This is a genomic window from Vibrio sp. 99-70-13A1 (assembly GCF_013114625.1).
GTDB lineage: Bacteria > Pseudomonadota > Gammaproteobacteria > Enterobacterales > Vibrionaceae > Vibrio.
Genome location: NZ_VTXD01000006.1, coordinates 36,204 through 63,146, shown reverse-complemented (window position 1 = coordinate 63,146; position 26,943 = coordinate 36,204). Strand labels below are relative to the sequence as shown.

The window sequence follows — 26,943 nt, the reverse complement described above, 5'->3', positions numbered from 1 at the left end:
TGAAATATTAAATAAGGCCTTCATTTGAAGGCCTTATTTGTATCTAGGTTTCGGAGGTTTACTCTAAGTAAGCGGTTTAAAGAACTGATTAAATAAACCATTTCCACCAAACGAATACAGCAAGAAAACCAAAGAGGTAGATTAAGCCTATAATTGAAAGCCCTTTGAGCTTACTACCCATCGCCAGTTCTTCCGGCAACTCAGCTTTGCTTACAAGAATGTAGTTAAGAAGGGCAAAAAATGGTGTCGTCACAAAAGCCATAATCATCGCAAAGTTAAGCATTGGCATCAGTGCTGAAGTGAAAAAGGCAACAATTGCCAAAGCCAGTACTGAAATAACAATAATCCAGGCTTGAGTGAACCCAGGTTTTGCTTCTTGTTTGAAGAGTAAACGTTGAGATTCAGCTAACACACGAGCATAGCCATCAATAACCGTAATTGTACTGCCAAAGATACAGAAGAAGGCAATCACGGCAATAAGCGGTCGAGACCATTCACCAATCGTTGTGGCATACATCCCAACAAGTTGTTGAGCAAACCCCATACCTGATCTTGAAAATTCAACACCAGATCCGTGCAGGACTAAAGCACCAAGAGCAAGGAATACAATGGCTAATAACGCTGTGCCGATATAACCGATATTAAAATCAAATAGAGCAGACTTAGCGGTAACATCCTGTTTGTTTACCTGACTTTTTAACCACATTGAAGTGATACTTGAAATCTCGATTGGCGCAGGCATCCAGCCCATTGTTACGACGATAAACCCAATTGCGGCTAAAGACCAAGGCGATGGCGGAACAAATGCGTCGGCAGGCTCAACAGGGGAACCAAGAGCCATCGCAACGGCAGCTAATGTCGTAATGGTTAGGGTTGCCATGATCACTTTGGATAAGCTGTCTAAAGCGCGGTAGTGCCCTGCAAATAAAATAATCAGGCAAGTGGCTAGGACAATCATACACAGCGTGGTGGTGGCGAGTTCGACAGGAATAAAATAACTGAGCAGACTGGCGCTAAATAACAATAAAGCGGCGGTATTTACGACAGCAGAAATACTGCTCAGAATTGAGAAAATAATAAGGTAAGGACGACCTAATTGTGAGTAACCTTCAACTAAGCTTTGTCCCGTCCCCATCGTGTACTGAACACCGGCTCGGAAAAATGGATATTTGAAAACGTTGACTAAAAGAATGAGCCCCGCGAGCTGCCAGCCATAAATGGCACCTGCTTTAGTTGAAGCTACAAGGTGAGAACCGCCAACAGCCGCAGCTGCCATCATGATCCCAGGACCTAAAGAATTGAGCAGTTTTGTTATTGCGTTAGATTTTTGGGGTTCTTTTGTCGGGTGAGCCGTATTTTCCATCATCCATCCTTTGATGTGTTATTTTATTGTTAAGGAAACCATCTTTAACACATTTGATTTTGTCGTCAATACATCTGTACGGTTTAATTGATGTTTGGGAAATATTTTCATCGTGTTTGCTCTGCTATACTCCGCGGCTAACATTCTGCAGCCAATATTTCGCAGCTAACTAATATTCCGAAGCTAACTAACATTCCGCAGCTAACATATAGAAGAGAACAATTATGGCGATGCTCGAGTACACCCCTCCAACAGAACCTTGGATTGATATTGTTTATCAAGATGACGATGTTTTGGTTGTCAATAAACCACCTGGTTTACTGTCTGTACCGGGGCGAGCGCCTGAACATTACGACAGCATGTGGAGTCGCTTGGTTGCCGAGTTTCCCGAAATCCAAGTAGTACATCGTTTAGACATGTCGACATCAGGATTGATGCTCTTAGCCAAACATAAAGAAGCTGAGCGTTCATTGAAAAAACAATTTCAATACAGGCTTACCCATAAAGTGTATTACGCGAAAGTATGGGGAAAAGTAGAACAGCAAGAGGGAATGATTGATTTACCGCTCATCTGTGACTGGCCAAATAGACCAAGACAGAAAGTGTGCTATGAGCATGGCAAGCCTTCGCAAACCCGTTACCAAGTTGTTCAGTATGATCAGAATACTACGCTGCTACGCCTATTACCTATCACTGGGCGTTCACATCAATTACGAGTGCATTCCATGGAAATTGGTCACTCAATTGTCGGTGATGAGTTTTATGCTTCACCTGAAGCGTATGCTTTTTCTGACCGCTTAGAGTTACATGCGTGTGAGCTGAGTTTTTATCACCCTGCTGATAATCAATTATTCAGTGCCTTTGTTCCGTGTGATTTTTATAAAGAAGCAGAGCCGCAAGTCCGCCAACATTTTGAGATTGCGACAGAGCTACCAGACTATAAAAAGTTAAAAGCTTAAGTTTAACCGTTACAGCTCTCGAATTTTTCTAAGCATAAATACGTAAAAGCAAGGATGCCAAAGCACAAATGAAAATTGTATTTTTAGATCGCGCAACGATTCCATCTCAGATCCAATTAAAGAAACCTAACTTTGAGCATACTTGGGTAGAGTTTGATTTTACGAAGCCTGAACAGGTTCAAGAACGCATTATTGATGCAGACATTGTGATTACCAATAAAGTCATTCTTAATGCCCCAAATTTATCACAAGCGACTCGCTTACGACTTATTGCAATCTCGGCAACCGGTGTGAATAACGTAGACACAGCCTACTGTAAGGCTAATGGGATAGGGGTCGCTAATGTTCAAGGTTATGCCACTCAATCCGTGCCTGAGCATGTTATCGCGATGCTATTTGCATTGAAGAGAAACTTAGTAGGCTATCATCAAGATATTGAAAAGGGTGAATGGCAAAAAGATAAGCAGTTCTGTTTTTTTACTCACCCTATTCAAGATGTATCAGGTAGTACGCTTGGAATTATTGGTAGTGGCGGATTAGGTCAAGCCACAGCCTTACTGGCGAAAGCTATTGGGATGAATGTACTTTTTTCAGAAAGAAAAGGCGCAAGCATTTGTCGAGAGGGTTACTTGCCATTTGAAGAAGTGCTTCAACAATCTGATGCTATCACTCTGCATTGCCCTTTAAATGAAGAAACTCATCATCTCATTGGTAAAAGTGAGCTGTTGTTGATGAAAAGAAGTGCCGTGCTAATTAACGCAGGTCGGGGTAACTTAGTTCATGAACAAGCATTAGTGGATGGATTACAAACTGGCGAGATTGCAGGGGCTGGCGTTGATGTCTTTAGTGAAGAGCCCGCCGATAAAAGTAATCCATTGTTGGCGAATAGCCATTTGCCAAATCTTATTTTAACGCCGCATGTTGCTTGGGGAAGTGACTCTGCAATTCAAGCTTTATCCGATATCCTGATAGAAAATCTGAATAGTTTTATGCGTGATGAAAGGCTTAATCGAGTGGTATAAATTGACGAGTTAGGAAATAAAAAAGGTTGCCGTTAGAGCAACCTTTTTTGATATCGAATTGAAGTTTTTGATCTTTATTAGAAAAGCATGTTTAGCCTTGAGGCTTTACGACCAAAACATTAATCGGTGAATTTTGTACGACTTTACTCGCCACTGAACCAAGTACTACTTTATCGATCTTAGAACGCTTATGACTTGGCATAACGATTAGGTCTGCTCCAAGCTTTTCTGCGAAATCTAAAATAGTCGAATAAGCTTTACCTTCCGATACATGTACTTTGTAAATGATTTCATCATCAATATGTTTATCAGCAAATTCTTTCAGCTGGTTTTTTACATCCAACTTCATCTGATTTGCTGCATCTTTCGGAAAATAAGATGCGACCATTGACATATGAATGCCCGGTAGAACATTCAGTAAATGTACTTCTGCATTGCTGTGCTTTGCGTGCCAAACTGCAAGTTCAACGGCTTTATCAGCAAAGCCTTTATCATTAAGATCAACAGGAACAAGGATTTGTTTATACATGTTTTATTCTCTTTTTAACCAGCACCTAGGTTAGGCTAGGTGCTGTAATGATCCTTTCCATAGTATAAAGCCCGTATGGCTAAATACATTACGCACTAATCTCATCCTTACGAGCACGTCTTCTTTGATTCATCGCTAAGCCAATTAAAATTAGCAATGCTGGTAAAAATACCCATTCTTTCATTGGTCTTTCAGCTGGTTGGATGATGGATTTAATTTCCCAATCAAAATCAATACCAGACGCTTCTGCAGGGCTACCAAATTCAACCATATCAACAATCATCTTGCCGTCAGTTTCCGTTAGCATTAATCCCATTGATGCGATTCTGTCATCCGCTGTTATCGCTGAATCTTCAAATGGAAGACGAACGGTTTTCTCAGAATAGTCACCTTCTAAGTTTTCACCACCAATTCTTAACTCAAGTGATTGTCCCACAGAAAGATTTTCAGTGATTTGAGCAATCTCAACTCCTGGAGAAAGAACTTTAGCTGGGTACACCATGTCCCACCAGAAGCCAGGGCGGAAGAATGTGAAAGTAAGTGCGATCAGAAGGATCGTTTCCCACCATTTATTCTTCGTAAACCACCAACCTTGTGTTGCTGCTGCAAAAATAAGGACAGCTGTAACCGATGAGAAAATTGTGAGTGCTAAGTGCCACCAAGAATCAATGCCCATCAATAGCAGTTGAGTATTGAATATGAACATGAATGGCAAAATCGCGGTTCGGATATCGTAGGTAAAACCTTGGATACCGGTACGAATTGGATCTGATTTCGCGATAGCGGCAGCTGCAAATGCGGCTAAACCAACGGGTGGAGTATCATCAGCCAGAATACCGAAATAGAACACAAATAAGTGAACCGCAATCAGTGGGATGATTAAGCCGTGCGCTGCACCTAGCGTTACGATAACTGGAGCCATTAGAGTCGATACAACAATATAGTTTGCTGTAGTGGGTAGACCCATACCTAAGATCAAGCTGATAACCGCTGTGAACAGAAGCATAAGAATGATGCTTCCGCCTGAGATAAACTCAACGAAATCAGTCATTACAAGTCCAATACCTGTTAGCGTTACTACGCCAACAACAGTACCTGCGGCCGCTGTCGCTACACCGATACCGATCATGTTTCTCGCACCAGACACTAAGCTTTCAGCAAGGTCGATAAATCCGGCTTTAGTTTGGGTCGCAAGATCATCTGACTTGTTCATTAATGCCATTAATGGACGTTGTGTAATCAAGATAAAGATCATGAATACCGTTGCCCAAAATGCCGATAAGCCTGGAGAGAAACGCTCAACGGTTAGACACCAAACCAGTACAACGATAGGTAATAAAAAGTGAAGACCAGATTTCACTGTTGGACCTGGTTCAGGAACTTCAGTTAGGTTTTCATCGATTTCGAGTCCACCTTCAACTGCGTATTTCGCTGATACTCGAACTAACGCTACGTAAGAGATGAGTAGAGCAATCGTTACGATAGGTGTTGCTGCATCGCCGAATACATCTTTTGTCCAACCAACACCGTAGTAAACAGCAGCGCTTATTACACATAAGCCTAGAATTGTGCCAGTGAACGACAGCAAGCTTTGAACAATAGTTGGTGTACGGCGACGAGGAAGCCCTGTCATGCCTGCTTTACATGCTTCTAAGTGAACAATGTAAATTAGAGCGATATAAGAAATTAAGGCAGGAAGTAGAGCGGCTTTAATAACTTCAACGTATGAGATACCTACGTATTCGACCATTAAGAATGCAGCTGCACCCATGATTGGTGGTGTTAATTGACCGTTAGTAGAAGCGGCAACTTCTACTGCGCCCGCTTTTTCACCTGAAAAACCCACACGTTTCATGAGTGGAATGGTAAAAGTACCGGTTGTTACTACGTTAGCAATCGATGAACCAGAAACTAAACCAGAAAGACCAGAAGCCACAACCGCTGCTTTTGCAGGGCCGCCTTTCATGTGTCCAAGTAGAGAGAACGCAACTTTAATGAAGTATGCGCCAGCACCAGCTCGTTCTAGCATGGCACCAAAGAGTACAAACAAGAATACGAAAGAGGTAGATACGCCTAAAGCAACACCAAATACACCTTCAGTTGTCAGCCATAGATGAGACATTGCTTTGTTTAAGCTTGCGCCTTTATGAGCAATGACATCTGGCATGTGAGGACCGCCAAATGTATATAACAAGAATACGGCAGCCACCACCATTAGCGGAGGACCTAACGCGCGACGAGTTGCTTCTAAAAGAAGCACCATACCTGTTACTGCGGCAACAATATCAAAAGTGGTTGGAGCGCCAGAACGATTGGCAAGCTCTGTGTAAAAAATATAGATATACGCTGCGGAGAAGCTGCCGGCTAGAGCCAATATCCAATCTATCGCAGGGATATGATCTCGCGGGGAGCTTTTTAGCGCCGGATAAGCAGTAAATGCTAGGAAAATAGCAAAAGTTAAATGGATTGAACGAGCTTCAGTGTCATTTAAAATAGCAAAGTCGAATATAAACGGTAGCGGTGATGCATACCAAAGTTGGAATAATGACCAACATAAAGGCACAAACCATAGAATACGACCTTGTAAGCCGCTTGGGCTACGTGCACCAGTGTCGGACTGTGCCACCATTTCTTGCACATCTGAAGACGGTGAAGTTGTCTGCGTCATGTACTTTATCCTTATTATTGATGGTCTCACCTATAAACAAAACAGCAGAACCTCTCAAACATCTATTAGTGTAGTAAATAGATGGGAAAATGTGTTCTGGTTTTGATTTATCTTAGGCTTGAAACGAAGGTAAGTTATCCAAAATGGATTAACTTAAAGATTGTTTTCTTTTCACGCTGGTTACTTTTTGTATTATAAAACGTGAAAAACCAATAAGGATGTTAATCACCCTTATTGGTTCGGTAGGCTAAAGCGTTATTACTTTAGAAGACCTACTTCTTTGTAGTATTTTACTGCGCCTGGGTGAAGAGGGATTGAAAGACCAGCTTTCACCATATCTTCTTTATTCAGGTTAGCAAATGCTGGATGTAGACGCTTGAACGTAGAGAAGTTTTCGAAAACTGCTTTTGCTACGTTGTATGCTGTCTCATCTGAAACATCTGTTGTTGTAACCATAGTTGCGGCTACACCAAAGCTGTTTACGTCGTTTTCTGTACCACGGTACATGCCAGCAGGTACTGAGCTGTATGCGTAGTAAGGGTTTTCAGCAACGATTTCATCAATCTTAGGACCAGTAGCTGAAACTAGCTTAGCGTCACATGATGTTGTTGCTTCTTTGATTGATCCGTTCGGGTGACCAACCATGTAGATGAATGCATCAATCTTGTTATCACAAAGAGCTTGTGAACGCTCAGAACCTTTCAGTTCAGAAGCTAGTTTGAAGCTGTCATTCGTCCAACCCATAGCGTCCATTACAACACCCATAGTTGCACGGTCACCAGAGCCTGGGTTACCAATGTTTACACGCTTACCTGCAAGGTCAGCAACATTGTTAATACCAGAGTCAGTACGAGCAATAATGTTGAATGGTTCTGTATGTAGAGAGAACATTGCGCGAAGTTTTTTGTACTCGCCTTGTTCTGCGAACTTACTTGTGCCGTTATAGCCGTGATATTGCCAGTCTGATTGAACAACACCAAAGTCTAATTCACCTGCGCGCATTGTATTTACGTTGTAAATAGAACCGCCAGTAGACTCAACAGAACAACGAATGTTGTGATCTTTACGACCTTTATTCACAAGCTTACAAATAGCACCACCAGTAGGGTAGTAAACACCTGTTACTGAACCTGTACCGATAGTGATGAACTCTTGAGCGTTAACCGCGCCAGCGCCCATTACAGCAGCTGCAATTGCGCCAACTTTAATAAGTTTGGTAAATGCCATGAATTTCCCTTCCTTTATTCATTATTAACCCTGAAGTAGTAAGTGTAGTTACTTCTGGAGTTTCCTATTTGGAAACGGCACCTTTTTCAATCCATCTGTTGAAAAAGTGGCTGAATAGTATCAAAAAAATGGCACAAAATTACTCAATTGTTAAAACATATAGCGGAAAAGTCTAAGGGATGCTGCATGAATATTATACGGATTTTATCATTATGTATTTTTAAATCAGTAGGTTAGTTTGTTTTTGGTGGGTATTTTTGAATAGTCTAGGATGTGATTTGGATCACGGTGATAATGAGTGGCCGTGATCCATTAAAATAGTAAATAGAGGTGTGAAGTTATGAACTTAGTGACTGTTCACTACGTGTTAGCCTGCGTATTCAAATAGCTCGCATACCGAATCAAATAGTTGCTTCGTTGTCACGGCTAAAGTAGGAGTGATGAAGATAGTATCGTCACCAGCGACTACACCAAGGATTCCTTCTGACTTCCCTAAAGAGTCCAGTAAGCGAGCAATTAATTGTGCAGCACCAGGGCCGGTATGGATAACAACTAAAGCGGCATTATGGTCAATATCGAGAACTAATTCACGTAAAGAACTTGAAACAGTAGGGACACCAAGCTCTGCTGGTAAGCAATACACCATTTCCATTTTTGCATTACGAGTTCGAACTGCCCCAAATTTGGTAAGCATGCGCGATACTTTTGATTGGTTGATGCTTTCAAAGCCTTCTAGCTTAAGAGCATCGACGATTTCACCTTGAGAGCCAAAACGCTCTTCTTTTAGTAAAGATTTAAAAGCGCGAACTAAAGTGTCTTGTTTTTCTGTATTGCGCATGGTGGCTTCTTATTCGTTAACATAAATATTGTGCATATTTTCGCATACATATGCAGTTTCCGCCAAGTTTACATATCAAATTGTTAGTTGTGTCACTGTAAAAAACTAATGGTCAATCGTGCTGTTAGAGCATATTTCTTTTGTTATTTCAGGTGATTATTCTCATAATGCAGATGCTCTGTGTAGCACGGTTTTATTGACTTGCGCGAGGTCGCAAAGATAGCGTTAATTGATTGTAATCATTTTGTGATTACTATAGTTTTCTAACTTAATTAGCTCATTTTATACCCTACAAAAATCTTATAAGAGATAAGTTCTCAAGGAGAATAACAATGAAAGTAGCTGTTATTGGTGCCGCTGGTGGCATCGGTCAAGCCCTAGCCCTACTACTTAAAAACCGCCTCCCTGCCGGTTCTGATTTAGCTTTATACGATATTGCACCTGTTACACCGGGTGTTGCTGCTGATCTTAGTCATATCCCAACACCTGTTTCGATCAAAGGTTATGCAGGTGAAGATCCAACTCCAGCGCTAGAAGGTGCTGATGTTGTGCTTATCTCTGCTGGTGTTGCTCGTAAGCCAGGAATGGATCGTGCCGATCTTTTCAACGTCAATGCAGGTATCGTAAAGTCTTTAGCTGAAAAGATTGCTGTTACTTGTCCTACAGCTTGCGTTGGTATCATTACTAACCCAGTAAATACAACGGTTCCAATTGCTGCTGAAGTTTTAAAGAAAGCTGGTGTTTACGATAAGCGTCGTTTATTCGGTATTACCACTCTTGATGTTATCCGTTCAGAAACGTTCGTTGCTGAATTGAAAGATAAAGATCCAAGCGATATCCGTGTACCTGTTATCGGTGGTCACTCTGGTGTGACAATTCTTCCTCTTCTATCTCAAGTTGAAGGCGTAGAGTTTACAGCTGAAGAAGTTGCAGCATTAACTAAGCGTATTCAAAACGCTGGTACTGAAGTCGTTGAAGCAAAAGCTGGTGGCGGTAGTGCAACATTATCAATGGGTCAGGCTGCTTGTCGTTTTGGTCTTGCATTAGTGAAAGCACTGCAAGGTGAAGAAAACGTAATTGAATGTGCATATGTAGAAGGTGCAGGTGAACATGCTCCTTTCTTCGCACAACCAGTGAAACTAGGTAAAGATGGCGCAGAAGCTATTCTTAGCTACGGTGAACTGAGCGATTTCGAGAAGTCATCACTTGATAGCATGCTTGAAACATTAAATGGCGATATTGAAATCGGTGTTGAGTTTGCTAAATAAGTAAGACTAAGCCGTTTTAAGCTTCATCGAATAAACAAAAAGCCGCTCATTGAGCGGCTTTTTTAATGTTTATGGTTAAGCAATTTGTGATTACTATATAAATTATTAGTCCTATATAAAGCAGAAACGTAATGCAGCTTTATATAGGAACGTAATTCAGCGCCATCTAAGAAGTTAGTCTGCTTTATTTAGAGCGTTTCACTGCAAGGTGGGCTAGGGTAACCAAAGCTTCTTTATATTCAGATTCAGGAAGTACAGAAAGCTCTTGTATAGCTTTATCTGCTTCTTCATACGCTTTTTGAGTTGTGTACTCTAGAGACCCTGTCGCATCCATAGCCGCGAGAATTTCAGTCAGTTTATCCATACCATTCGCTTTCTCGATAGCTTCACGAATCATGCTAGATTGCTCTGGGGTGCCATTATGCATCGCATATAAAAGTGGCAGTGTTGGTTTGCCTTCAGCAAGGTCATCCCCAACATTTTTCCCCATCTCTTTACCATCAGCAGTGTAGTCCATCACATCGTCAATCAGCTGGAATGCAGTACCAAGGTATTTTCCGTAATTCTGCATTGCAGTTTCAATCTCAGGGGAAGATTCAGTAAGAATCGCACCAATCTGAGTCGCAGCTTCAAACAGTCTAGCGGTTTTAGAATAGATAACTTGCATGTAGCTTTCTTCGGTTACATCTGGGTTATTACAGTTCATCAACTGCTGAACCTCACCCTCAGCAATTACATTTACCGCTTCACTCATGAGATCAAGGATCTTTAAAGATCCTAGCTTTGTCATCATTTGGAATGAGCGCGTATAAATGAAGTCACCAACTAAAACACTGGCTGCATTGCCAAAGGCTGCATTAGCAGTGGCTTTACCGCGACGCATGTCAGATTCATCAACCACATCATCATGAAGTAATGTGGCAGTATGAATAAATTCAATAAACGCGGCTGAGGTCGTGTGTGCTTCTCCTTGGTAACCAAGAGCACGAGCTGACAAGATTGCAAGCAATGGGCGTAGGCGTTTACCACCGCCACTTACGATATAAAAACCGAGCTGATTGATTAAACTTACGTCAGAATTAAGTTGAGCTTGAATTGTTTTATCTACTTTTGCCATATCATCGGCAGTAAGCGCTTGGATAGCTTTAAAATCCATTATTCATCCGGCTGAGGTTAGAACCTGTAAGGCTTATTCATTATATTTAATTAACGAATGATACACTAAAAAACGTTGATTAATACATCACTTAAGGGCATGATTGCGGCACTTTTCTTTGGCGAACATGTTTTCGCCAATATTTTAAAAATATGGCTTGTCATAGCGTCATGGTTCCAGTAGAATCTGCGCCCTATTGATTAGTTTAGCGCACACCCGAGTTGTACAATTAACAACCATAGGCTGTGCGGAAAAAGCGGAGTAAAATATGTACGCTGTTTTCCAATCTGGTGGTAAACAACACCGTGTAAGCGAAGGTCAAACTCTTCGTTTAGAGAAATTAGACGTTGAAACTGGTGCAACTGTAGAATTTGATAAAGTTCTTCTTGTTGCTAACGGCGAAGAAATCGCTGTTGGTGCACCTCTTGTTGAAGGTGGTAAAGTTACTGCGGAAGTAGTACAACACGGTCGTGGCGATAAAGTAAAAATCGTTAAGTTCCGTCGTCGTAAGCACTCTCGTAAGCAAGCTGGTCACCGTCAGTGGTTCACAGAAGTGAAAATCACTGGCATTAACGCTTAAGTATTAGGAGAGTTTAACAATGGCACATAAAAAAGCTGGCGGTTCTACTAATAACGGCCGCGATTCAGAAAGCAAACGTCTTGGTGTTAAGCGTTTTGGTGGTGAATCTGTTCTTGCAGGTAACATCATCGTTCGTCAACGTGGTACTAAGTTCCACGCTGGCACAAACGTTGGCATCGGTAAAGACCATACTCTTTTCGCTCTTACTGAAGGTAAAGTGAAATTTGCAGTAAAAGGTCCTAAAAACCGTAAATTCGTAAGCATTGAAGCTGAGTAATCTAATCTTTAATTAGATTATAATTACAGTAGCTTTTAAGCTGAATTCAAAAGCCCTGCCGATTCGGCGGGGTTTTTTATTTATAGCGGGAATAAAAAAGCAGATACTTTTTGCTTAGAGCTTAGAGCTTAGAGCTTAGAGCTTGAACATGAACTATAGCTATAAAGTTAAGTTTTGTTTGATGAAGTAAAGAGTGGCTTCTTATTTGTTCCTTATTGCAGGTTGGTCGAAGATCTTAGGTGATCGATCTAAATACGGATCTGCTAGAATTTATATCAGTCCCTCGCGATTGATATCGCAACGCACAGTGCGGAGTAAAAAATGAAATTCGTTGATGAAGCGGTAGTAAAAGTAGAAGCCGGTGATGGCGGTAATGGTACAGTTAGTTTTTGGCGCGAGAAGTTCGTTGCTAAAGGCGGTCCTGATGGTGGTGATGGCGGTGATGGCGGTGATGTTTACCTTCAAGCTGACGAGAACTTAAACACACTAATCGATTATCGTTTCCAACGTTTTTATGACGCTGAGCGTGGTGAGAATGGGCGTGGTGGTAACTGTACTGGTAAGCGTGGTAAAGATATTACGCTGAAAGTGCCAGTTGGTACTCGAGCTGTAGATATTCACACTAATGAGATTGTTGCTGAAGTTGCAGAACACGGCAAAACTATCATGGTTGCTAAAGGTGGTTGGCACGGGTTAGGTAACACTCGTTTCAAATCTTCAGTAAACCGAGCTCCACGTCAAAAGACAATGGGTACTAAAGGTGAAGTTCGTGAATTACGCCTAGAGCTACTTCTGCTTGCTGATGTTGGTATGCTTGGCTTGCCAAATGCGGGTAAATCAACGTTTATTCGTTCTGTATCTGCAGCGAAACCAAAAGTAGCGGACTACCCATTTACTACCTTAATCCCTAGTTTAGGTGTGGTAAGTGTTGTCCCAGAGAAAAGTTTCGTAGTGGCGGACATTCCTGGTCTGATCGAAGGTGCTGCAGATGGTGCTGGTCTTGGTATTCGATTCCTTAAGCACTTAGAGCGTTGTCGTGTTCTTCTTCATATGATTGACATTATGCCGATCGATGAGTCAGACCCGATTCAAAATGCACTAACGATCATGGATGAACTTGAGCAATACAGTGAAAAAGTGGCACAAAAACCTCGCTGGTTGATCTTCAATAAAGTTGATCTAATGCCTGAAGAAGATGCAGATGAAAAGATCCAAGAGATCTTAGATGCTTTAGGTTGGGAAGGTGAACACTACAAGATTTCAGCAGTGAATAAACGTGGTACGAAAGAGCTTTGCTTGAAGCTTGCTGACTTCATGGATCACTTACCGCGTGAAGTGGAAGAATTTGTAGAAGAAGAAAAAGTTAACTTCATGTGGGACGACTACCATAAAGATGCAATGAGTGGTAAAAATGTTGTTACTGAAGATGACGACGACTGGGATGATTGGGACGACGAAGAAGATGACGGTCATGTTATCTATGTTCGTGACTAATCATTAGTTAATTAAAGAAAGCCGCAATGTAAATTGCGGTTTTTTTGTATCTAAATCATGTTGAAGCGATTGGTTTTCGTGCAAAATCGATCTCTGAAATTTATTAGCCTATGGGAAGGAAATCATGGAATCTAAACAAAGGGCGATTTCTCGATTAGTCGCTCAATCAGGACAAATGCTTCTGGCTCATGGAGCAGAGAGTACACTCGTTGGGGATATAATGCGCCGTATTGGGTTAGCGAGTGGCGTGAAGGAAGTTGAGGTAGCGTTATCTGCTAATGCACTCGTTGTGACAACCGTTATGGATGATCATTGCATAACGACCACGAGAAGTTGTGCAGACCGCGGTATTAATATGTCTGTTATTACGCAAATTCAGCGTATTTGTATCATGCTGGAAAAAGGGATCTTGGATAGATCTCTAGCTCAAGAAAAACTTGATGCAATTAGCCCTGCTCGTTATAACCGATGGATTGTTGTAGTCATGATCGGTCTTTCATGTGCTTCATTTAGCCGCCTTGCTGGTGGTGATTGGCATGTATTCATGATGACGTTCTTGGCTTCTGCATGTGGAATGATTGTTAGACAAGAAATTGGTCATCGCCATTTCAATCCATTCATGAATTTTGCTGTCACAGCATTTGTGACGACTGTCATTTCAGCTCAGGCTGTACTTCATCAGATTGGAGATCAGCCCACGATAGTTATGGCTTCTTCTGTTCTTATGCTTGTCCCTGGCTTCCCTTTAATTAATTCTGTTGCTGATATGTTGAAAGGGCATATTAATATGGGAATTGCACGTTTTACGATGGCGAGTCTACTGACTCTTGCGACGAGCTTAGGCATTGTAGCGGCAATGAATATCTCAGGTGTGTTTGGGTGGGTGGGGCAATGATGACATTCGATCTGTTACTTGGTTTATTGAATGATATGTTCTTCGCATCCATTCCTGCTGTCGGGTTTGCATTGGTTTTTAACGTCCCACAACGTGCGCTGATTTATTGTGCCTTGGGTGGTGCTATTGGTCACGGCAGTCGATATCTGATGATGGAGTTTGGTGTCCCTATCGAGTGGGCCACTTTTTTTGCGGCAACTCTTGTGGGCATGATTGGTGTGGTGTGGTCTCGTAAACTGTTAGCTCACCCGAAGGTGTTTACCGTCGCTGCTTTGATTCCTATGGTCCCCGGAGTATTCGCGTTTAAAGCAATGATCGCGATGGTTGAGATTAATAACTTAGGTTATACACCTGAATTGGTGGCAATGTTGATGGAAAATTTCCTTAAAGCGATGTTTATTATTGCAGGTCTTGCGATTGGATTAGCTATGCCTGGGCTGTTATTCTATCGTCGCAGACCCATTGTTTAATCAACAATTTTGGGCATGTATGAATTTCTTTAATCGTAATTAAATAGGACTGACACTCACATGATCATAAGTATGATTGCTGCTATGGCAGATAACCGTGTAATTGGTAAAGACAATCAAATGCCTTGGCACTTACCTGCGGATTTTGCTTGGTTTAAGCGTTCTACTATGGGAAAACCTGTAGTGATGGGACGTAAGACTTATGAGTCTATTGGTCGTCCTTTACCTGGTCGCTTAAATATCGTGATTAGTCGTGATTCATCATTATTTATTGAAGGTGTGACAACCGTGACTTCAATTGAAGCAGCACTTGAAGCCGTTAATAATGTTGATGAAGTGATGATTATTGGCGGGGGGGCGATTTATTCGAGCTGTTTACCTCTGGCGAATAAGCTGTATTTAACGCATATAGATCTTTCTGTTGAGGGTGATACTCAGTTTCCTGATTGGGGAGAGGGCTGGAATAAGGTTACAAGTGAAGCTTATCGAGCTGATGAGAAGAATGCTTACGATATGGAATTTACTATTTTAGAGCGTTTATAGTTTTCTAATAGCTTGCTTTACTGGTGTAAAGCAAGCTATACAAATAAGGTTTAGACCTATATCGCTTTCTGCGTGAAGAACTTCTTATCTTCCCACCTTAGTGCTGTTAATTCACCGCCCCAAACACATCCAGTATCTAGCCCAATGACTTCTTTTCCTGAATACCCTTCAAGTGCAGCCCAGTGACCAAATAATACGGTTTTTTCTAATTTGATCCTGCTTGGTAATTCGAACCATGGGATATAAGAGCCATCAGTGACTTCTTTTGGTGGTAGTTTGCATGCCATGTCTAAACGGGCGTCATGGGAGCAAAAGCGCATGCGAGTAAAGCTGTTGATAATATAGCGATAGCGATCTATTCCAGTATGGTCGATGTCCCAATAGTCTGGCTCATTACTGTACATGTTTTCTATCAACCAACGCCAATTTTCAGATTGTAATACAGAGGTGACTTCTTCATTTGCTGAGCGAGCTTGAGGTAAATTCCACTGCGGTGAAATGCCCGCATGGCTCATAACAAATTCGTTATGCTCTTGCATTAAGGGTTGGTGTCGAAGCCATTCCAGAAGTTCTAATTTATCAGGCGCTTCCAAAATAGGGAGCGTTTTATCTTTTGCTTTTGCTGGAAACAGCTCTAGAGATACTGCAAGAAGGTGTAAATCGTGATTACCTAAGACGACTTTTGCTGATTGCCCTAGAGACTTAATAAAACGTAGAGTTTCTAGAGACTTGGGTCCTCTTGCGACAAGATCTCCGGCCACCCATAAAGTATCGACTTTACGGTCAAAATTAATCTTGTTTAATAAAAGTTGCAGCTCATCGAAACAACCTTGGATATCACCAACAATATAGTTAGACACGAAGGCTCTCTTGTTAATTAAGAATGTTAGGGATCGCTAACCTAAAAGGATCCACTTCCGCGAAAAAGTCGTTTCCATCTTGATCTGCCATTACATAGTGCCCTTGCATAACACCTACAGGCGTTTCAATCACGGTTCCACTGGTGTAAGTGTATTCATCATTAGGCTCAATGATAGGTTGTTGCCCCACCACGCCATCACCTTCGATAGTTAATTGCTTACCATTGGAGTCGGTGATTAGCCATCGACGAGTCATTAATTGAACTGTGCTTTTACTTAGATTTTTGATTGTAATGATGTAGGCAAAAACATAGCGGCTTTTATCTGGTTGTGATTGTTCTTTTATGTATTTAGTGTGCACTTGGCATTTGATGCAGGGCGTAGAGATATCCATATTTGCTCCTTGATCCCTCAACTAAAAAATAGGCTCCTCACCGAAGTGTAGGAGCCTTTTCATTATTGCTTTTCAGCGCTGTGATTGTCTTCTAGCCAGTTTGCCATATCAACAAATTGTTCTAGAGTCAGATTCTCAGGGCGCATACCTGGATTCACTCCAAGCTCTTCTAGAATCTCTTTACTCAGCAGAGTTTTATAACAGTTACGTACTGTTTTACGTCGTTGGTTGAAACCTTCACGACAAACACGATCAAGCCATTTCAAGTTCTTCGCAGGGTAAGGAAGCACTTCGTATGGTTGAAGGCGAACTACTGCTGAATCTACTTTTGGTGGCGGAACAAACGCTGTTGGTGGTACTTCAAGTACAGGCGTTACTTTGCAGTAATATTGTGCCATCACAGTTAAACGACCATAAGTTTTACTGCCAGGACCAGCCGCTAGTCTGTTCACCACTTCTTTTTGAAGCATAAAGTGCATATCAGAAATGTCTTTATGGAATTCAAAAAGGTGGAACATTAACGGCGTTGAAATGTTGTATGGCAAGTTACCAAAGATACGCAGTTTATTATTTGGCTTCACTAATTCATTAAAGTCGAAACGCATAGCATCGCCTTCATGAATGGTTAGCTTTTCTGCAAGATCTGGATGATTTCGTAGACGTTCTGCTAGATCTCTATCTAATTCAATTACTGTTAGCTTATCGACCAGCTTTCCAACTGGTTCAGTAATTGCGCCCAAACCAGGGCCGATCTCAACTAGGTTTTGACCTGGAAGTGGGTTGATTCCAGATACGATGCCATCAATAATGTATGGATCGTTTAAAAAGTTTTGACCAAAACGTTTACGCGCTTTGTGCCCTAAGTGGACATCATTTCTCATTGTTTTTTCTCTACTAATTCAATGGCGTGCGTGAGCGCTGTTCTAAAGCTCCCTGTATCGGCTTGACCTTTTCCTGCCAAGTCTAAGGCTGTACCGTGATCGACAGATGTTCGAATAAACGGCAAACCAAGTGTGATGTTCACTGAGCGACCAAAACCTTTGTATTTTAATACAGGGAGTACTTGGTCGTGATACATACCTAAAACAGCATCTGCATCTTGCAAATATTTTTCATTAAAGATGGTATCTGCTGGCAATGGACCAATCAGGTTTATACCTTCTTGTTGACGAATTTTTTCTAGCGTTGGTGTGATGGTTTCTATTTCTTCACGACCTAAACAGCCATCTTCACCTGCATGTGGGTTTAACCCACAGACATAAATGGTCGGTTTCTCAATTGCGAATTTATCGACTAAATCTTTGTGAAGAATTCTGATGATTTCTTCTAGTCTTTCTTCGGTTACAGCTTGAGATACATAAGCTAGAGGGATGTGTGTTGTTACAAGTGCAACACGCAGCCCTTCAGTTGCCAACATCATCACCACGAGTGGAGTATTGGACTTTTCTGCAAAGAACTCAGTGTGGCCGCTAAATGCAACGCCAGCACGGTTAATTACACCCTTATGAACAGGGCCGGTGACAATAGCATCAAATTCATTATTCATACAGCCAATTGCGGCGGTTTCTAAAGTATTTAATACATAATGACCATTCGCTTCATTGAGCTCACCAGCAAGAGCTGGCACGGCTAATGGAATGTGCTTAACAACTAATGTTCCTGAGCGTTGAGCCGAAGCTGGTTTTTTGGCATCGTAATCAATGAGATCGACATCAATACCAAGAAGTGAGGCTCTTTCTGCAAGCATGTGTTTATCTGCGCAGACAACAATTTGATGCTCCCAATTCTCTTGAGAAAGGGAAAGGGTCAGATCCGGACCTATCCCCGCAGGTTCACCAGCCGTAACGACGATACGCTTGATTTCAGAGTTCGGTTTAGTTGTCATCTTGGTCTTCCTGAACCACTTCTACAAAAGCACTTGCTCGTAGTTCTTGGAGCCATGCGCCCGCTTCTTCGTTGAATTTACGGTTAAATAGAATTCGGTATGCTTTATTCTTTAATGCTGAATCCGTTCTATCGACTTCACGACGGTCTAAGACTTCGACAATATGCCAGCCGTGTACCGTTTTAAAAGGTTCACTGATTTGACCTTTAGCGATGGTCTCTACTTGGTGCTTAAACTCGGGAACATATAAATCTGGTGTTTGGTAACCTAGTTCACCATCTTGAACTGCTGAGCCTGGATCTTGGCTGTATTGCTGCGCCAGTTCTCCGAAGGTAATCTCACCGGCATTAATTCTTTGAACAAACTCAGTTAATTGCTGTTTTGCACCGTCATCACTAAGGATAACTGTTGGTTTAAGAAGGATATGACGAGCATTGACCTCGGTAACCGCTACGGTTTCTAAGCCTTTGATATCTTCAATTTTAAGAATGTGGAAACCGACACCACTTCTAAACGGACCAATGACACTGCCTTTGTTTTGCATTTTGATTTGGTCAGCAAATATTGTTGGCATCTCTTCTTTTCTCATCCAGCCCCAATCCCCGCCTTGCAGCGCTTTTGGACCTTTAGAATAGGTGTATGCCATTGTGCTGAAGTCTTCACCTGAATTTAGTTTTTCAACAAGTTCATTAGCTTGAGTTTCAAGCTCTTCTTTCGTTTGGTCATCATTAAATCTTAGTTGAATATGACCAATTTGATACTGGACGGTAGCATTCGTTTCTTGAGCAAGGATGTCTGCAAGGTTATCGACTTCTGCTGGTAGGATATTGATACGTCGACGAACAAGAGCATTTCTAGCTTCATTTGCTGCAATTTCTTTACGTACTTGCTCTCGGAAAGCAGTGTAAGTTAACCCTTCAGATGCGACAGAAGCCGTGAGTTCATCAATCGTTTGATTGTTCTCTTTTGCAATATCAGCGATAGATTGGTTCAAGCGAGTATCATCTATTCGAACTCCAATACGCTCGGCTTCTTGGTTTTGAATGGTATCAATGATCAGCTTCTCAAGGACTTGTTCAATCAGTACATCTTCAGATGGCAGAGCTTGGCTACTTTTCTTTGCATTAGCGCGAAGTGTTTTTAATGATGTATCAATATCACTTTGTAATATGACACCTTCATTCACAATGACTTTTACTTTATCTAATTCAACTGGTGCTGCGTGAACGGCTGAAAAGCTACATGCAGTTGCAATAGCAAGTAGGGTTTGTTTCCACAATTTCATTTGTAGTCCTTTGAAACTTATTGATTCAACATCAATAAAGAAAAATTAGTTATTTAAGAAAAATGGGCGACCATACTCAAGAGAGTTACCTGAGCTGTCATAACCCTTTTCTGTAGAACCTGAGCCAATATTGGTGCCAAAACCGACAATACCAAAATTAATACTGAAGTTATTTTCATACTCAGGATTTGAATCTGGATTTGCATAACCAGTATCACCAGACCAACTTCTCAGCTCGTTGCTGTATGTCATTCCTACATACCAACAATCAGAGCTGTAACGCAGGTTAGCTAGCCACTCAATTGCAATATCTTCATTCATATCATGGTAGTACTGAGCACTGGCGTACCAGTTTCTATTGAGTTGGTAACCACTCACAATACCAGCTTGTGAAATGCCATCTCGAGTAATTGAGTTAATGTCAGGAATGCTTTCACCGACGTTATCATCAATATATTCTTTCGTTACGTAGCGATAGTTCGTTTGCACAAAACCTTTGTCTAGCTTGTATTCAAAGGTGCTATTTGCAAGCTGCATCGACCCTGAGTCAATGTCGTATTGAACGCCACCATGATAGAAGAAGTAATCGTCATAATTGAAATCTACTTCTACAGCCCAAGATGAATAGTTTGATTTTGATTCTTCAGTACTGGTGGCATCTGGAGATTTTGTATCTTTATCAATAAAGAAAATCTGACCGAATGAGACATTCAAACGTTCTTTATAGGCGTCATCAAAAAATCGAGAAGAGGCACCGTAGCTGAGCTGATTTGCTGCTGCTATTCGGTCTACACCACTGTATTTTCGACTACGGAAAAGCCCATAGTAATCGGTTTGGAGTAAGGTGGTATCGTAGTAGCCAATATCATTCTGATTTTCTTCTGGTACAAAAAGGTACTGAACTTGAGGTTCTAGTGTTTGGGTGTAACCATTTAGAACCGTAGTATCACGTTCTAAAACAAGCCCTGCATGACTTCTGAATTCAGGAATGATGCGAGAAACGTTTTCTTCAAGCCCTTCATAATCAGAACCTGTGGTTGTATCTACACCATTAAGATCTTGTTGGTAGTAGGTACCCAAAACTCGAGCCTCTGTTGTCCAAGAGCCCCAAGTTGTACTTAGTGGAATTTTCACACCTGGTTCTACATGCACTCTCGTTGCAGAAGGTTTTCCTGTTGCATCGGTTTCGAAACGTGATAAGTGAGACTTCATGTCTATTTCGACGACATCCCACACTATAGGGGCGTAATAGTTAAATTTGAGCTGTGGCATCAACCTATATGGCTGGTTACCTTCTTCCGTTAAAACTTGGAAATCACGAACTGCGAGGGAGGTGTCCCAATTTTGGGTACGGTAAGCAACTTCACCGGTTTGCAACAGTTGCCCATCTTCACGATTACCAAGCGAAGAATCGACATCAGTAAAGTAATCCACATCACTGACTTCAGAGTAATCTATATTGAACTTCCAAGATTCTTGATAGATGCCATCAAAGGTCAGTTGTCCACCCCAGCGGTTACCTCTATCTGGGTACTTTTGGTCATCATAAAGATATTCCGACTTTATGCTGCCTTCCCCAAAATGAGTGAGATAACGGAATTCGGAATTAAGCTGGGTTCCCCTTTCCTGCATCTGTTTTAATGTAGCTTCAAGATCGTAATTGGGTGCAATGTTCCAATAAAATGGAATCTCGGCTTCAAAACCGTCACTGGAACCATAAGAAACAGTAGGGTATAGGAAACCTGTTTTACGGGTATCACCAACAGGGACAGTCATGTAAGGAAGGTAGAAAACTGGCACACTTTGTATTTCGAAACGAGGGTTAACCAGCGTCGCTTGTTCTTCGTTTTGGTCTAATTCAATGCTAGATGCTTTGAGTCGCCATGAATTATCACCTTCAGGACAAGAAGTAATGGAGCCATCTTTCATTTCATAGATAGCTTTGCCTGTTTTTGTTACATAAACGGCTTCGCCACGACCTTGTTCACATAAAAACTCATATTGTGTATCTTCTAACTCAAATTCATTTGTTGTTAGATTATTGGTCACTTTGCTGGATGTAGCTTTAACTTGGCCATCATTGAAAGTAACATCACCCTCAGCAACGACAATATTTTCTTGCTGATGTAGAGTGACTTTATCGGCAAGAATAATTTTGTTTCCTTGCGTGACTTTTACGTCTCCAGAGTAACTGGCTTTTTGACCGTTAATCGCTTCAAGTCGATCGGCTTCAACTTGTGCGGGTAATTGAAGGTCTGAATTATCCGAAGGTGTGATCAAGCATTGATCTGCAGAGGGCATTTCCTGCACACTGTCTTTGGTTGTTTCAGCTTGAGTTGTCGGCACAAATAATGCGGTGCTAATAGAAGCAGCTAACAGAGTGCGGGAGAAACATTGCATGAAGTGAACGATCCTATGTCACAAAAAGAAGGGCTGATTTAATATCAATCCACTGAATAAAGCGCTTTCCTTATGATAAAGGAAATAATGGCATCAGGCACTATAAGACCGCGTTACTCGAAAAAAATTCATTGATAGAGAACACATAATGCAGATATTTGGCAAAATCTTAGGAGCCTTCTTTGGCTTTTTGTTTGGAGGCCCTTTAGGTCTGATCTTCGGTCTTTTTTTAGGGCACCAATTCGATAAAGCTCGTCGCTTAAATCAATCTGGTTTTAACTCATCTGGTTTTGGTCGAGGACCGAACCAAGCTGAAAAACAGAATGAATTTTTTAAAGCGGCATTCGCTGTCATGGGGCATGTAGCAAAGGCGAAAGGGCAAGTCACACGTGAAGAGATTCAACTAGCTTCCACAATGATGGAACGGATGAATCTACACGGAGAACAACGTAAAGCTGCGCAAGATGCGTTTCGAGAAGGCAAAGAAAGCGGCTTTCCGCTTAATGATTTTTTAGAGCGAGTAAAAATATCTTCAGGTGGTCGGTTTGATTTACTTCAATTTTTCTTAGAGCTACAAGTATCGGCAGCCTTTGCTGATGGTGACTTGCACCCAAGTGAAAGAGAAGTTTTGCACAAAATTGCTAAAGGGTTAGGTTTCTCTTCTGAGCAATTAGAGCGCCGTTTACAAATGCAAGAAGCGGCTTTTCGTTTTCAACAGCAAGGAGGGAGCTTTGGTGGGCAACAAGGAACAGGTCAATCCTCTGGCTGGCATCAAGCCGCACAACGAGATCACCTTGCTGATGCATTTAAAGTATTAGACTTACCAGAGAGTTCAGATGGAAAAGCGGTGAAACGTGCTTACCGTAAGCTAATGAACGAACATCACCCAGATAAATTGATGGCGAAAGGTTTACCTCCTGAGATGATGAACGTAGCAAAAGAAAAGTCACAAGAAATTCAAAATGCTTATGATCTAATCAAAAAAGAGAAAGGTTTTAAGTAACGCTAGTATCGAATTACGCACTGGCTTTGTATGTTAGAGCCAAAAAGGAGTAATGGTAATGGATTATCAAGAAGTCATTGATTTTTGGTTTGAAGAGTTAACCCCAAAAGATTGGTTTGTTGGCGGGCAGGAAATCGACAATTTGATTGAAAGTCGATTTGGTCAGGTGTACCAAGCCGCCATTCAAAGTGAATTATTTGAATGGCGCACTTCAGCTGAAGGGCGTCTGGCTGAAATTATCGTACTTGATCAATTTTCAAGAAATATTGGGCGAAATACTGCTGGTGCATTTGCTGCTGATTCAATGGCGCTTGCTCTTGCTCAAGAAGCGGTTGCTGGTGGGTTTGATCAATTGCTGACTCCATCTCAGCGCAGTTTTTTATACATGCCGTATATGCACAGTGAGTCTTTAGTGGTTCATGAGCAAGCCGTGGAGCTGTTCGAGAAAAATGGACTTGAAGGTAATATAGACTTTGAACATAAGCATAAAGTGATTATCGAGCGCTTTGGTCGTTATCCACACCGTAATGAGATTCTAGGACGAAAATCAACAGCTGAAGAGATTGAGTTTTTACAAGAGCCAGGATCGAGCTTTTAGTCAATGAGTGAGTTAAGCGACAACTGATGAAAAAAGGAGACGAGAGTCTCCTTTTTTGTCATTAAATAAAGGCTATCTATAACTTTAGATATAACTGTAGAGGGATATCTAAAGTTAAAGGGTACCCAAAGCTATTTACTTTCGTTAAGCGACCAATCGTATTCGTAGGACACTTTTTGGTTAAGGTTAATCGGCTGATTTTGATATTTCTCTAAATGTTTAGTTAGTGATTGCTTATTACCGAAATCTTCGCTAAACCATTCATAAATAGAGGAAAGAATTAACTGGTCACCTTGTTGATGAACCCCTTTTTTACTCGATATAAATTGCGTAGCCGCTTGTTCTAATAATGCATCGGTGTTGGATGCTGTAAAAGCGGCTTGCTGTAGGTTAGGGCAACCTAGGCTCGCACAATTTACGGCGTAGTGGGTTCTTGCATCTTGCCAGATAGGGCGCAAAATTCTATGTTCGATGTCATTTAAAGTTAGGTCTTTGCCATTCACTTTAACTACGTCATCCCCCCAAGGACCAAAGCTGAATATCCCCCCCAATTTAGTGATCGATTTAATTGGGTAAGCCTCTAAGATAAGATCAACCGTTACCGCGTTATATAAATTAACCCAATAGGCATATTGTTCATTCTTAGAGTAGTCAAGCGGGTTTACCTGCTCTAACTGCTTTATGTAAGTATTTAATTGAGCCTTGTTTAAGTCACTGACTGAGTGATAACTAACTAAAGTATTCTCACCTTCTTTTACCAAATAACTATCAAGGAAATCTTGCCAGGCGTGGTGTGAGATTGAGGCTTGGTTTTGTTCATTACTCTGGTTCCAATAAACCCATAACTCTGATTTAGGTGCTGACCAACTTAATGTAGAAAACAGCATACTTATCATTAGCAGTACATATTTCATGTTTATCTCCAGTTGACGTTTGTTCTATGATTCTTGGAATGATTCATTGAGACAATCTGATTAATGGATCTTAGCACTGCAGGTATTCAATGCAGTAGATAATACGACCTGCCATTCCTTTATTTTCTTTCAGATAAAAGAAAAGATTGGCAAATAGCCAATCTTTATTCTGTGTACTCATTAAAGTTTAAGAACCTTTAAGCCTCAAAGCCAATATGCTTCAAAAGCTATTAAGCTATTAAGCTATTAAGCTAAGAAACTTGGGATCTTTTCTTCGAATGCTGAGATCTTTTCTTCATGCTGTAAGGTTAGACCAATATTGTCTAACCCGTTGAGCAGGCAATGACGGCGGAAATCATCAATTTCAAATGAGTACTGTTTACCGTTCGCAGATACTTTCAGTGCTTCTAAATCAACGGTAATTTCAGCGCCTTCATTCGCTTCAACGAACTGGAATAGCTCATCGACTTCCTGCTCTGTAAGACGAACCGGCACCATCTGGTTATTGATCGAGTTACCGTAGAAAATATCGGCAAAGCTTGGAGCTATCATCACTTGGATGCCGTAATCGGCAAGTGCCCAAGGGGCGTGTTCACGAGATGAACCACAACCAAAGTTTTCACGAGCCAGTAGAATCGAAGCGCCTTGGTAGCGAGGCTCGTTCATAACAAACTCAGGGTTTGCTTGCTGACCAGCATCATCTAGGAAGCGCCAGTCGTGGAATAAGTGCTTACCAAAACCAATGCGGTTCACTTTTTGTAGAAACTGCTTTGGAATTATCGCATCTGTATCGATGTTGGCCGTATCTAGAGGAACGACTAATCCGGTGTGTTGTTGAAAACCTGACATGTTAAATCCTCTAATTAAAATTCACGAATATCGACAAAGTGACCAGCGATAGCGGCGGCGGCTGCCATTGCTGGGCTAACTAGGTGCGTACGACCATCACGGCCTTGGCGACCTTCAAAGTTACGGTTTGATGTAGAAGCACAGCGTTCTTGTGGACCAAGACGGTCATTGTTCATTGCAAGACACATAGAGCAGCCTGGTAAGCGCCACTCGAAGCCTGCTTCGATAAAGATCTTATCTAAGCCTTCTGTTTCTGCTTGTGCTTTCACTTGCTCAGAACCAGGAACGATAAGTGCTTGAACGTGTTTCGCTACTTGGCGACCTTTTGCAATCGCTGCAGCTGCACGCATGTCTTCGATACGAGAGTTCGTACAAGAACCAACGAACACTTTATCAACGTTGTAGTCAGATAATGACTTGCCCGCTTCAAGCCCCATGTAAGCCAGAGCTTTTTCTGCTGATGCTTTTTCAACTGGGTCTGCAAAGCTTTCTGGTGCAGGGATTGGTGTATCTACAGAGATAACCTGACCTGGGTTAGTACCCCAAGTGACTTGTGGTTTGATGCCTGCTGCTTCTAGCGTTACAACAGCATCGAACTCTGCATCAGCATCGGTTTTCAATGTGTTCCAGTATTCAATTGCCGCTTCTAATTCTTCGCCTTCTGGAGAGAATTTACGACCTTTGATGTATTCGTAAGTGGTTTCATCTGGAGCGATTAGGCCTGCTTTAGCACCCAGTTCGATTGCCATGTTACATACTGTCATTCGACCTTCCATCGTAAGGTCTGTAATTGCCTCACCACAGAATTCAACTACGTAGCCTGTACCACCAGCTGCCGTTGTCTTACCAATGATCGCTAGCACTATATCTTTTGCTGTAATGCCCTGCGCTACTTTGCCTTTTACTTCAATTTTCATCGTTTTAGCGCGATCTTGTTTTAACGTTTGAGTAGCAAGAACGTGCTCAACTTCTGAAGTTCCGATACCAAATGCCAGTGAACCAAATGCACCGTGAGTAGCGGTATGCGAGTCACCACATACAATCGTCATACCCGGAAGAGTAATGCCTAGTTCCGGTCCCATGACGTGAACAATACCTTGGTATTTGTGGTTTAGGTCGTAAAGCGTCACACCAAACTCTTCACAGTTTTTCGATAGCGTTTCCATTTGGATACGAGCCATCTCACCAGAAGCGTTGATGTCTTTCGTTAGAGTGGAAACGTTGTGGTCCATTGTGGCGAAAGTTTTGTTCACTTGGCGAACTTTACGACCTTTTTCACGCAGACCATCAAAAGCTTGTGGCGATGTTACTTCGTGGACTAGGTGGCGATCGATATAAAGAATTGGAGTTTCGCCTTTCGCTGCTACTGCAACGTGAGCGTCATAAACTTTTTCGTATAAGGTTTTTGCTTGCTGGTTTGTCGACATAGCTTTTCTTCCTTGGGAGCATCCGTCCCAGTGTTTTTT

Annotated in this window: 26 protein-coding genes; 11 read left to right on the top strand and 15 right to left on the bottom strand. The window is 41.7% G+C overall.

The window, feature by feature from the left end; translation table 11 throughout:
* Positions 1-88: 88 nt before the first annotated feature.
* Complete coding sequence (locus F0226_RS06550; protein ID WP_171734894.1) at positions 89-1,363, bottom strand: divalent metal cation transporter; 1,275 nt, start codon at positions 1,361-1,363, stop codon at positions 89-91.
* Between the two features lie 224 nt (positions 1,364-1,587).
* Here F0226_RS06550 and rluA point away from each other — a divergent pair, with 224 nt between their 5' ends.
* Positions 1,588-2,322, top strand: coding sequence for a bifunctional tRNA pseudouridine(32) synthase/23S rRNA pseudouridine(746) synthase RluA (gene rluA, locus F0226_RS06545; RefSeq protein WP_171734893.1), 735 nt, complete (start codon positions 1,588-1,590; stop codon positions 2,320-2,322).
* Between the two features lie 68 nt (positions 2,323-2,390).
* Entirely contained in the window at positions 2,391-3,344 is a 954-nt protein-coding gene (locus F0226_RS06540; RefSeq protein WP_171734892.1) for a D-2-hydroxyacid dehydrogenase, read from the top strand.
* Between the two features lie 91 nt (positions 3,345-3,435).
* Here F0226_RS06540 and F0226_RS06535 read toward each other — a convergent pair whose 3' ends face one another.
* The 4 genes from F0226_RS06535 to argR all read right to left on the bottom strand — a co-directional run bounded on the left by F0226_RS06535 (position 3,436) and on the right by argR (position 8,606).
* Entirely contained in the window at positions 3,436-3,873 is a 438-nt protein-coding gene (locus tag F0226_RS06535; protein WP_137374414.1) for a universal stress protein, read from the bottom strand.
* Positions 3,874-3,961: 88 nt separating this feature from the next.
* Positions 3,962-6,541, bottom strand: a complete 2,580-nt coding sequence (locus F0226_RS06530) for a TRAP transporter permease (RefSeq protein WP_171734891.1) — start codon at positions 6,539-6,541, stop codon at positions 3,962-3,964.
* A 258-nt stretch (positions 6,542-6,799) separates the two neighbouring features.
* On the bottom strand, positions 6,800-7,768 hold the full coding sequence (locus F0226_RS06525; protein WP_171734890.1) for a TAXI family TRAP transporter solute-binding subunit: 969 nt from the start codon (positions 7,766-7,768) through the stop codon (positions 6,800-6,802).
* A gap of 367 nt (positions 7,769-8,135) precedes the next feature.
* On the bottom strand, positions 8,136-8,606 hold the full coding sequence (gene argR, locus F0226_RS06520) for a transcriptional regulator ArgR (protein WP_137374417.1): 471 nt from the start codon (positions 8,604-8,606) through the stop codon (positions 8,136-8,138).
* Positions 8,607-8,938: 332 nt separating this feature from the next.
* Between argR and mdh the strand changes: the two genes are divergently transcribed.
* Positions 8,939-9,874 (top strand): malate dehydrogenase, encoded by a 936-nt coding sequence (mdh, locus tag F0226_RS06515; protein WP_171734889.1) that lies wholly within the window; start codon positions 8,939-8,941, stop codon positions 9,872-9,874.
* A gap of 184 nt (positions 9,875-10,058) precedes the next feature.
* On the opposite strand, the gene ispB is transcribed toward mdh, so the two are convergent.
* The gene (ispB, locus tag F0226_RS06510) at positions 10,059-11,030 is read right to left on the bottom strand and encodes an octaprenyl diphosphate synthase (RefSeq protein WP_137374419.1); all 972 of its coding nucleotides are present in this window, start codon (positions 11,028-11,030) and stop codon (positions 10,059-10,061) included.
* Between the two features lie 268 nt (positions 11,031-11,298).
* On the opposite strand from ispB, the gene rplU reads away from it, so the two are divergent.
* From rplU to folA, 6 genes are all read left to right on the top strand, one after another.
* Positions 11,299-11,610 carry a 50S ribosomal protein L21 gene (gene rplU / locus F0226_RS06505; RefSeq protein ID WP_004740823.1) on the top strand — a complete coding sequence of 104 codons (312 nt, stop codon included), beginning with the start codon at positions 11,299-11,301 and terminating at the stop codon, positions 11,608-11,610.
* A gap of 19 nt (positions 11,611-11,629) precedes the next feature.
* A complete protein-coding gene (gene rpmA / locus F0226_RS06500; RefSeq protein WP_004735905.1) occupies positions 11,630-11,887 on the top strand; it encodes a 50S ribosomal protein L27 in 258 nt (85 codons plus the stop codon).
* A 321-nt stretch (positions 11,888-12,208) separates the two neighbouring features.
* A complete protein-coding gene (cgtA, locus tag F0226_RS06495) occupies positions 12,209-13,381 on the top strand; it encodes an Obg family GTPase CgtA (RefSeq protein WP_137374420.1) in 1,173 nt (390 codons plus the stop codon).
* A 124-nt stretch (positions 13,382-13,505) separates the two neighbouring features.
* Positions 13,506-14,276: a threonine/serine exporter family protein gene (locus F0226_RS06490; RefSeq protein ID WP_171734888.1), complete on the top strand. Its 771-nt coding sequence runs from the start codon at positions 13,506-13,508 to the stop codon at positions 14,274-14,276.
* Positions 14,273-14,746 carry a threonine/serine exporter family protein gene (locus F0226_RS06485; protein ID WP_137374422.1) on the top strand — a complete coding sequence of 158 codons (474 nt, stop codon included), beginning with the start codon at positions 14,273-14,275 and terminating at the stop codon, positions 14,744-14,746. Before F0226_RS06490 ends, F0226_RS06485 begins: the two co-directional genes overlap by 4 nt.
* 60 nt (positions 14,747-14,806) lie before the next feature.
* On the top strand, positions 14,807-15,289 hold the full coding sequence (gene folA / locus F0226_RS06480) for a type 3 dihydrofolate reductase (protein ID WP_171734887.1): 483 nt from the start codon (positions 14,807-14,809) through the stop codon (positions 15,287-15,289).
* A 56-nt stretch (positions 15,290-15,345) separates the two neighbouring features.
* On the opposite strand, the gene F0226_RS06475 is transcribed toward folA, so the two are convergent.
* The 6 genes from F0226_RS06475 to lptD all read right to left on the bottom strand — a co-directional run bounded on the left by F0226_RS06475 (position 15,346) and on the right by lptD (position 22,113).
* Positions 15,346-16,149 (bottom strand): symmetrical bis(5'-nucleosyl)-tetraphosphatase, encoded by an 804-nt coding sequence (locus F0226_RS06475; RefSeq protein WP_171734886.1) that lies wholly within the window; start codon positions 16,147-16,149, stop codon positions 15,346-15,348.
* A gap of 13 nt (positions 16,150-16,162) precedes the next feature.
* The gene (gene apaG / locus F0226_RS06470; protein ID WP_137374425.1) at positions 16,163-16,543 is read right to left on the bottom strand and encodes a Co2+/Mg2+ efflux protein ApaG; all 381 of its coding nucleotides are present in this window, start codon (positions 16,541-16,543) and stop codon (positions 16,163-16,165) included.
* A gap of 62 nt (positions 16,544-16,605) precedes the next feature.
* Positions 16,606-17,424 carry a 16S rRNA (adenine(1518)-N(6)/adenine(1519)-N(6))-dimethyltransferase RsmA gene (gene rsmA, locus F0226_RS06465; RefSeq protein WP_137374426.1) on the bottom strand — a complete coding sequence of 273 codons (819 nt, stop codon included), beginning with the start codon at positions 17,422-17,424 and terminating at the stop codon, positions 16,606-16,608.
* Positions 17,421-18,428: a 4-hydroxythreonine-4-phosphate dehydrogenase PdxA gene (gene pdxA / locus F0226_RS06460; RefSeq protein ID WP_137374427.1), complete on the bottom strand. Its 1,008-nt coding sequence runs from the start codon at positions 18,426-18,428 to the stop codon at positions 17,421-17,423. The genes rsmA and pdxA overlap by 4 nt, the downstream gene beginning before the upstream one ends.
* The gene (gene surA / locus F0226_RS06455; RefSeq protein WP_171734885.1) at positions 18,418-19,713 is read right to left on the bottom strand and encodes a peptidylprolyl isomerase SurA; all 1,296 of its coding nucleotides are present in this window, start codon (positions 19,711-19,713) and stop codon (positions 18,418-18,420) included. The genes pdxA and surA overlap by 11 nt, the downstream gene beginning before the upstream one ends.
* A gap of 45 nt (positions 19,714-19,758) precedes the next feature.
* Positions 19,759-22,113, bottom strand: coding sequence for an LPS assembly protein LptD (gene lptD, locus F0226_RS06450; RefSeq protein ID WP_171734884.1), 2,355 nt, complete (start codon positions 22,111-22,113; stop codon positions 19,759-19,761).
* 148 nt (positions 22,114-22,261) lie between these two features.
* Here lptD and djlA point away from each other — a divergent pair, with 148 nt between their 5' ends.
* Positions 22,262-23,116: a co-chaperone DjlA gene (gene djlA / locus F0226_RS06445; protein ID WP_171734883.1), complete on the top strand. Its 855-nt coding sequence runs from the start codon at positions 22,262-22,264 to the stop codon at positions 23,114-23,116.
* A 52-nt stretch (positions 23,117-23,168) separates the two neighbouring features.
* The gene (locus tag F0226_RS06440) at positions 23,169-23,714 is read left to right on the top strand and encodes a DUF924 family protein (RefSeq protein WP_171734882.1); all 546 of its coding nucleotides are present in this window, start codon (positions 23,169-23,171) and stop codon (positions 23,712-23,714) included.
* Between the two features lie 131 nt (positions 23,715-23,845).
* On the opposite strand, the gene F0226_RS06435 is transcribed toward F0226_RS06440, so the two are convergent.
* The 3 genes from F0226_RS06435 to leuC form a co-directional block, all read right to left on the bottom strand.
* The gene (locus F0226_RS06435) at positions 23,846-24,628 is read right to left on the bottom strand and encodes a DUF547 domain-containing protein (RefSeq protein ID WP_171734881.1); all 783 of its coding nucleotides are present in this window, start codon (positions 24,626-24,628) and stop codon (positions 23,846-23,848) included.
* A gap of 246 nt (positions 24,629-24,874) precedes the next feature.
* The gene (gene leuD / locus F0226_RS06430) at positions 24,875-25,477 is read right to left on the bottom strand and encodes a 3-isopropylmalate dehydratase small subunit (RefSeq protein ID WP_171734880.1); all 603 of its coding nucleotides are present in this window, start codon (positions 25,475-25,477) and stop codon (positions 24,875-24,877) included.
* 14 nt (positions 25,478-25,491) lie between these two features.
* Positions 25,492-26,904 carry a 3-isopropylmalate dehydratase large subunit gene (gene leuC / locus F0226_RS06425; RefSeq protein ID WP_171734879.1) on the bottom strand — a complete coding sequence of 471 codons (1,413 nt, stop codon included), beginning with the start codon at positions 26,902-26,904 and terminating at the stop codon, positions 25,492-25,494.
* Positions 26,905-26,943: the final 39 nt, after the last annotated feature.

Bases quoted from the DNA above. Each gene is read 5' to 3' on its own strand.
- F0226_RS06550 (WP_171734894.1), bottom strand. From the start codon at position 1,363: ATGGAAAATACGGCTCACCCGACAAAAGAACCCCAAAAATCTAACGCA.
- rluA (WP_171734893.1), top strand. From the start codon at position 1,588: ATGGCGATGCTCGAGTACACCCCTCCAACAGAACCTTGGATTGATATT.
- F0226_RS06540 (WP_171734892.1), top strand. From the start codon at position 2,391: ATGAAAATTGTATTTTTAGATCGCGCAACGATTCCATCTCAGATCCAA.
- F0226_RS06535 (WP_137374414.1), bottom strand. From the start codon at position 3,873: ATGTATAAACAAATCCTTGTTCCTGTTGATCTTAATGATAAAGGCTTT.
- F0226_RS06530 (WP_171734891.1), bottom strand. From the start codon at position 6,541: ATGACGCAGACAACTTCACCGTCTTCAGATGTGCAAGAAATGGTGGCA.
- F0226_RS06525 (WP_171734890.1), bottom strand. From the start codon at position 7,768: ATGGCATTTACCAAACTTATTAAAGTTGGCGCAATTGCAGCTGCTGTA.
- argR (WP_137374417.1), bottom strand. From the start codon at position 8,606: ATGCGCAATACAGAAAAACAAGACACTTTAGTTCGCGCTTTTAAATCT.
- mdh (WP_171734889.1), top strand. From the start codon at position 8,939: ATGAAAGTAGCTGTTATTGGTGCCGCTGGTGGCATCGGTCAAGCCCTA.
- ispB (WP_137374419.1), bottom strand. From the start codon at position 11,030: ATGGATTTTAAAGCTATCCAAGCGCTTACTGCCGATGATATGGCAAAA.
- rplU (WP_004740823.1), top strand. From the start codon at position 11,299: ATGTACGCTGTTTTCCAATCTGGTGGTAAACAACACCGTGTAAGCGAA.
- rpmA (WP_004735905.1), top strand. From the start codon at position 11,630: ATGGCACATAAAAAAGCTGGCGGTTCTACTAATAACGGCCGCGATTCA.
- cgtA (WP_137374420.1), top strand. From the start codon at position 12,209: ATGAAATTCGTTGATGAAGCGGTAGTAAAAGTAGAAGCCGGTGATGGC.
- F0226_RS06490 (WP_171734888.1), top strand. From the start codon at position 13,506: ATGGAATCTAAACAAAGGGCGATTTCTCGATTAGTCGCTCAATCAGGA.
- F0226_RS06485 (WP_137374422.1), top strand. From the start codon at position 14,273: ATGATGACATTCGATCTGTTACTTGGTTTATTGAATGATATGTTCTTC.
- folA (WP_171734887.1), top strand. From the start codon at position 14,807: ATGATCATAAGTATGATTGCTGCTATGGCAGATAACCGTGTAATTGGT.
- apaG (WP_137374425.1), bottom strand. From the start codon at position 16,543: ATGGATATCTCTACGCCCTGCATCAAATGCCAAGTGCACACTAAATAC.
- rsmA (WP_137374426.1), bottom strand. From the start codon at position 17,424: ATGAGAAATGATGTCCACTTAGGGCACAAAGCGCGTAAACGTTTTGGT.
- pdxA (WP_137374427.1), bottom strand. From the start codon at position 18,428: ATGACAACTAAACCGAACTCTGAAATCAAGCGTATCGTCGTTACGGCT.
- surA (WP_171734885.1), bottom strand. From the start codon at position 19,713: ATGAAATTGTGGAAACAAACCCTACTTGCTATTGCAACTGCATGTAGC.
- lptD (WP_171734884.1), bottom strand. From the start codon at position 22,113: ATGCAATGTTTCTCCCGCACTCTGTTAGCTGCTTCTATTAGCACCGCA.
- djlA (WP_171734883.1), top strand. From the start codon at position 22,262: ATGCAGATATTTGGCAAAATCTTAGGAGCCTTCTTTGGCTTTTTGTTT.
- F0226_RS06440 (WP_171734882.1), top strand. From the start codon at position 23,169: ATGGTAATGGATTATCAAGAAGTCATTGATTTTTGGTTTGAAGAGTTA.
- F0226_RS06435 (WP_171734881.1), bottom strand. From the start codon at position 24,628: ATGAAATATGTACTGCTAATGATAAGTATGCTGTTTTCTACATTAAGT.
- leuD (WP_171734880.1), bottom strand. From the start codon at position 25,477: ATGTCAGGTTTTCAACAACACACCGGATTAGTCGTTCCTCTAGATACG.
- leuC (WP_171734879.1), bottom strand. From the start codon at position 26,904: ATGTCGACAAACCAGCAAGCAAAAACCTTATACGAAAAAGTTTATGAC.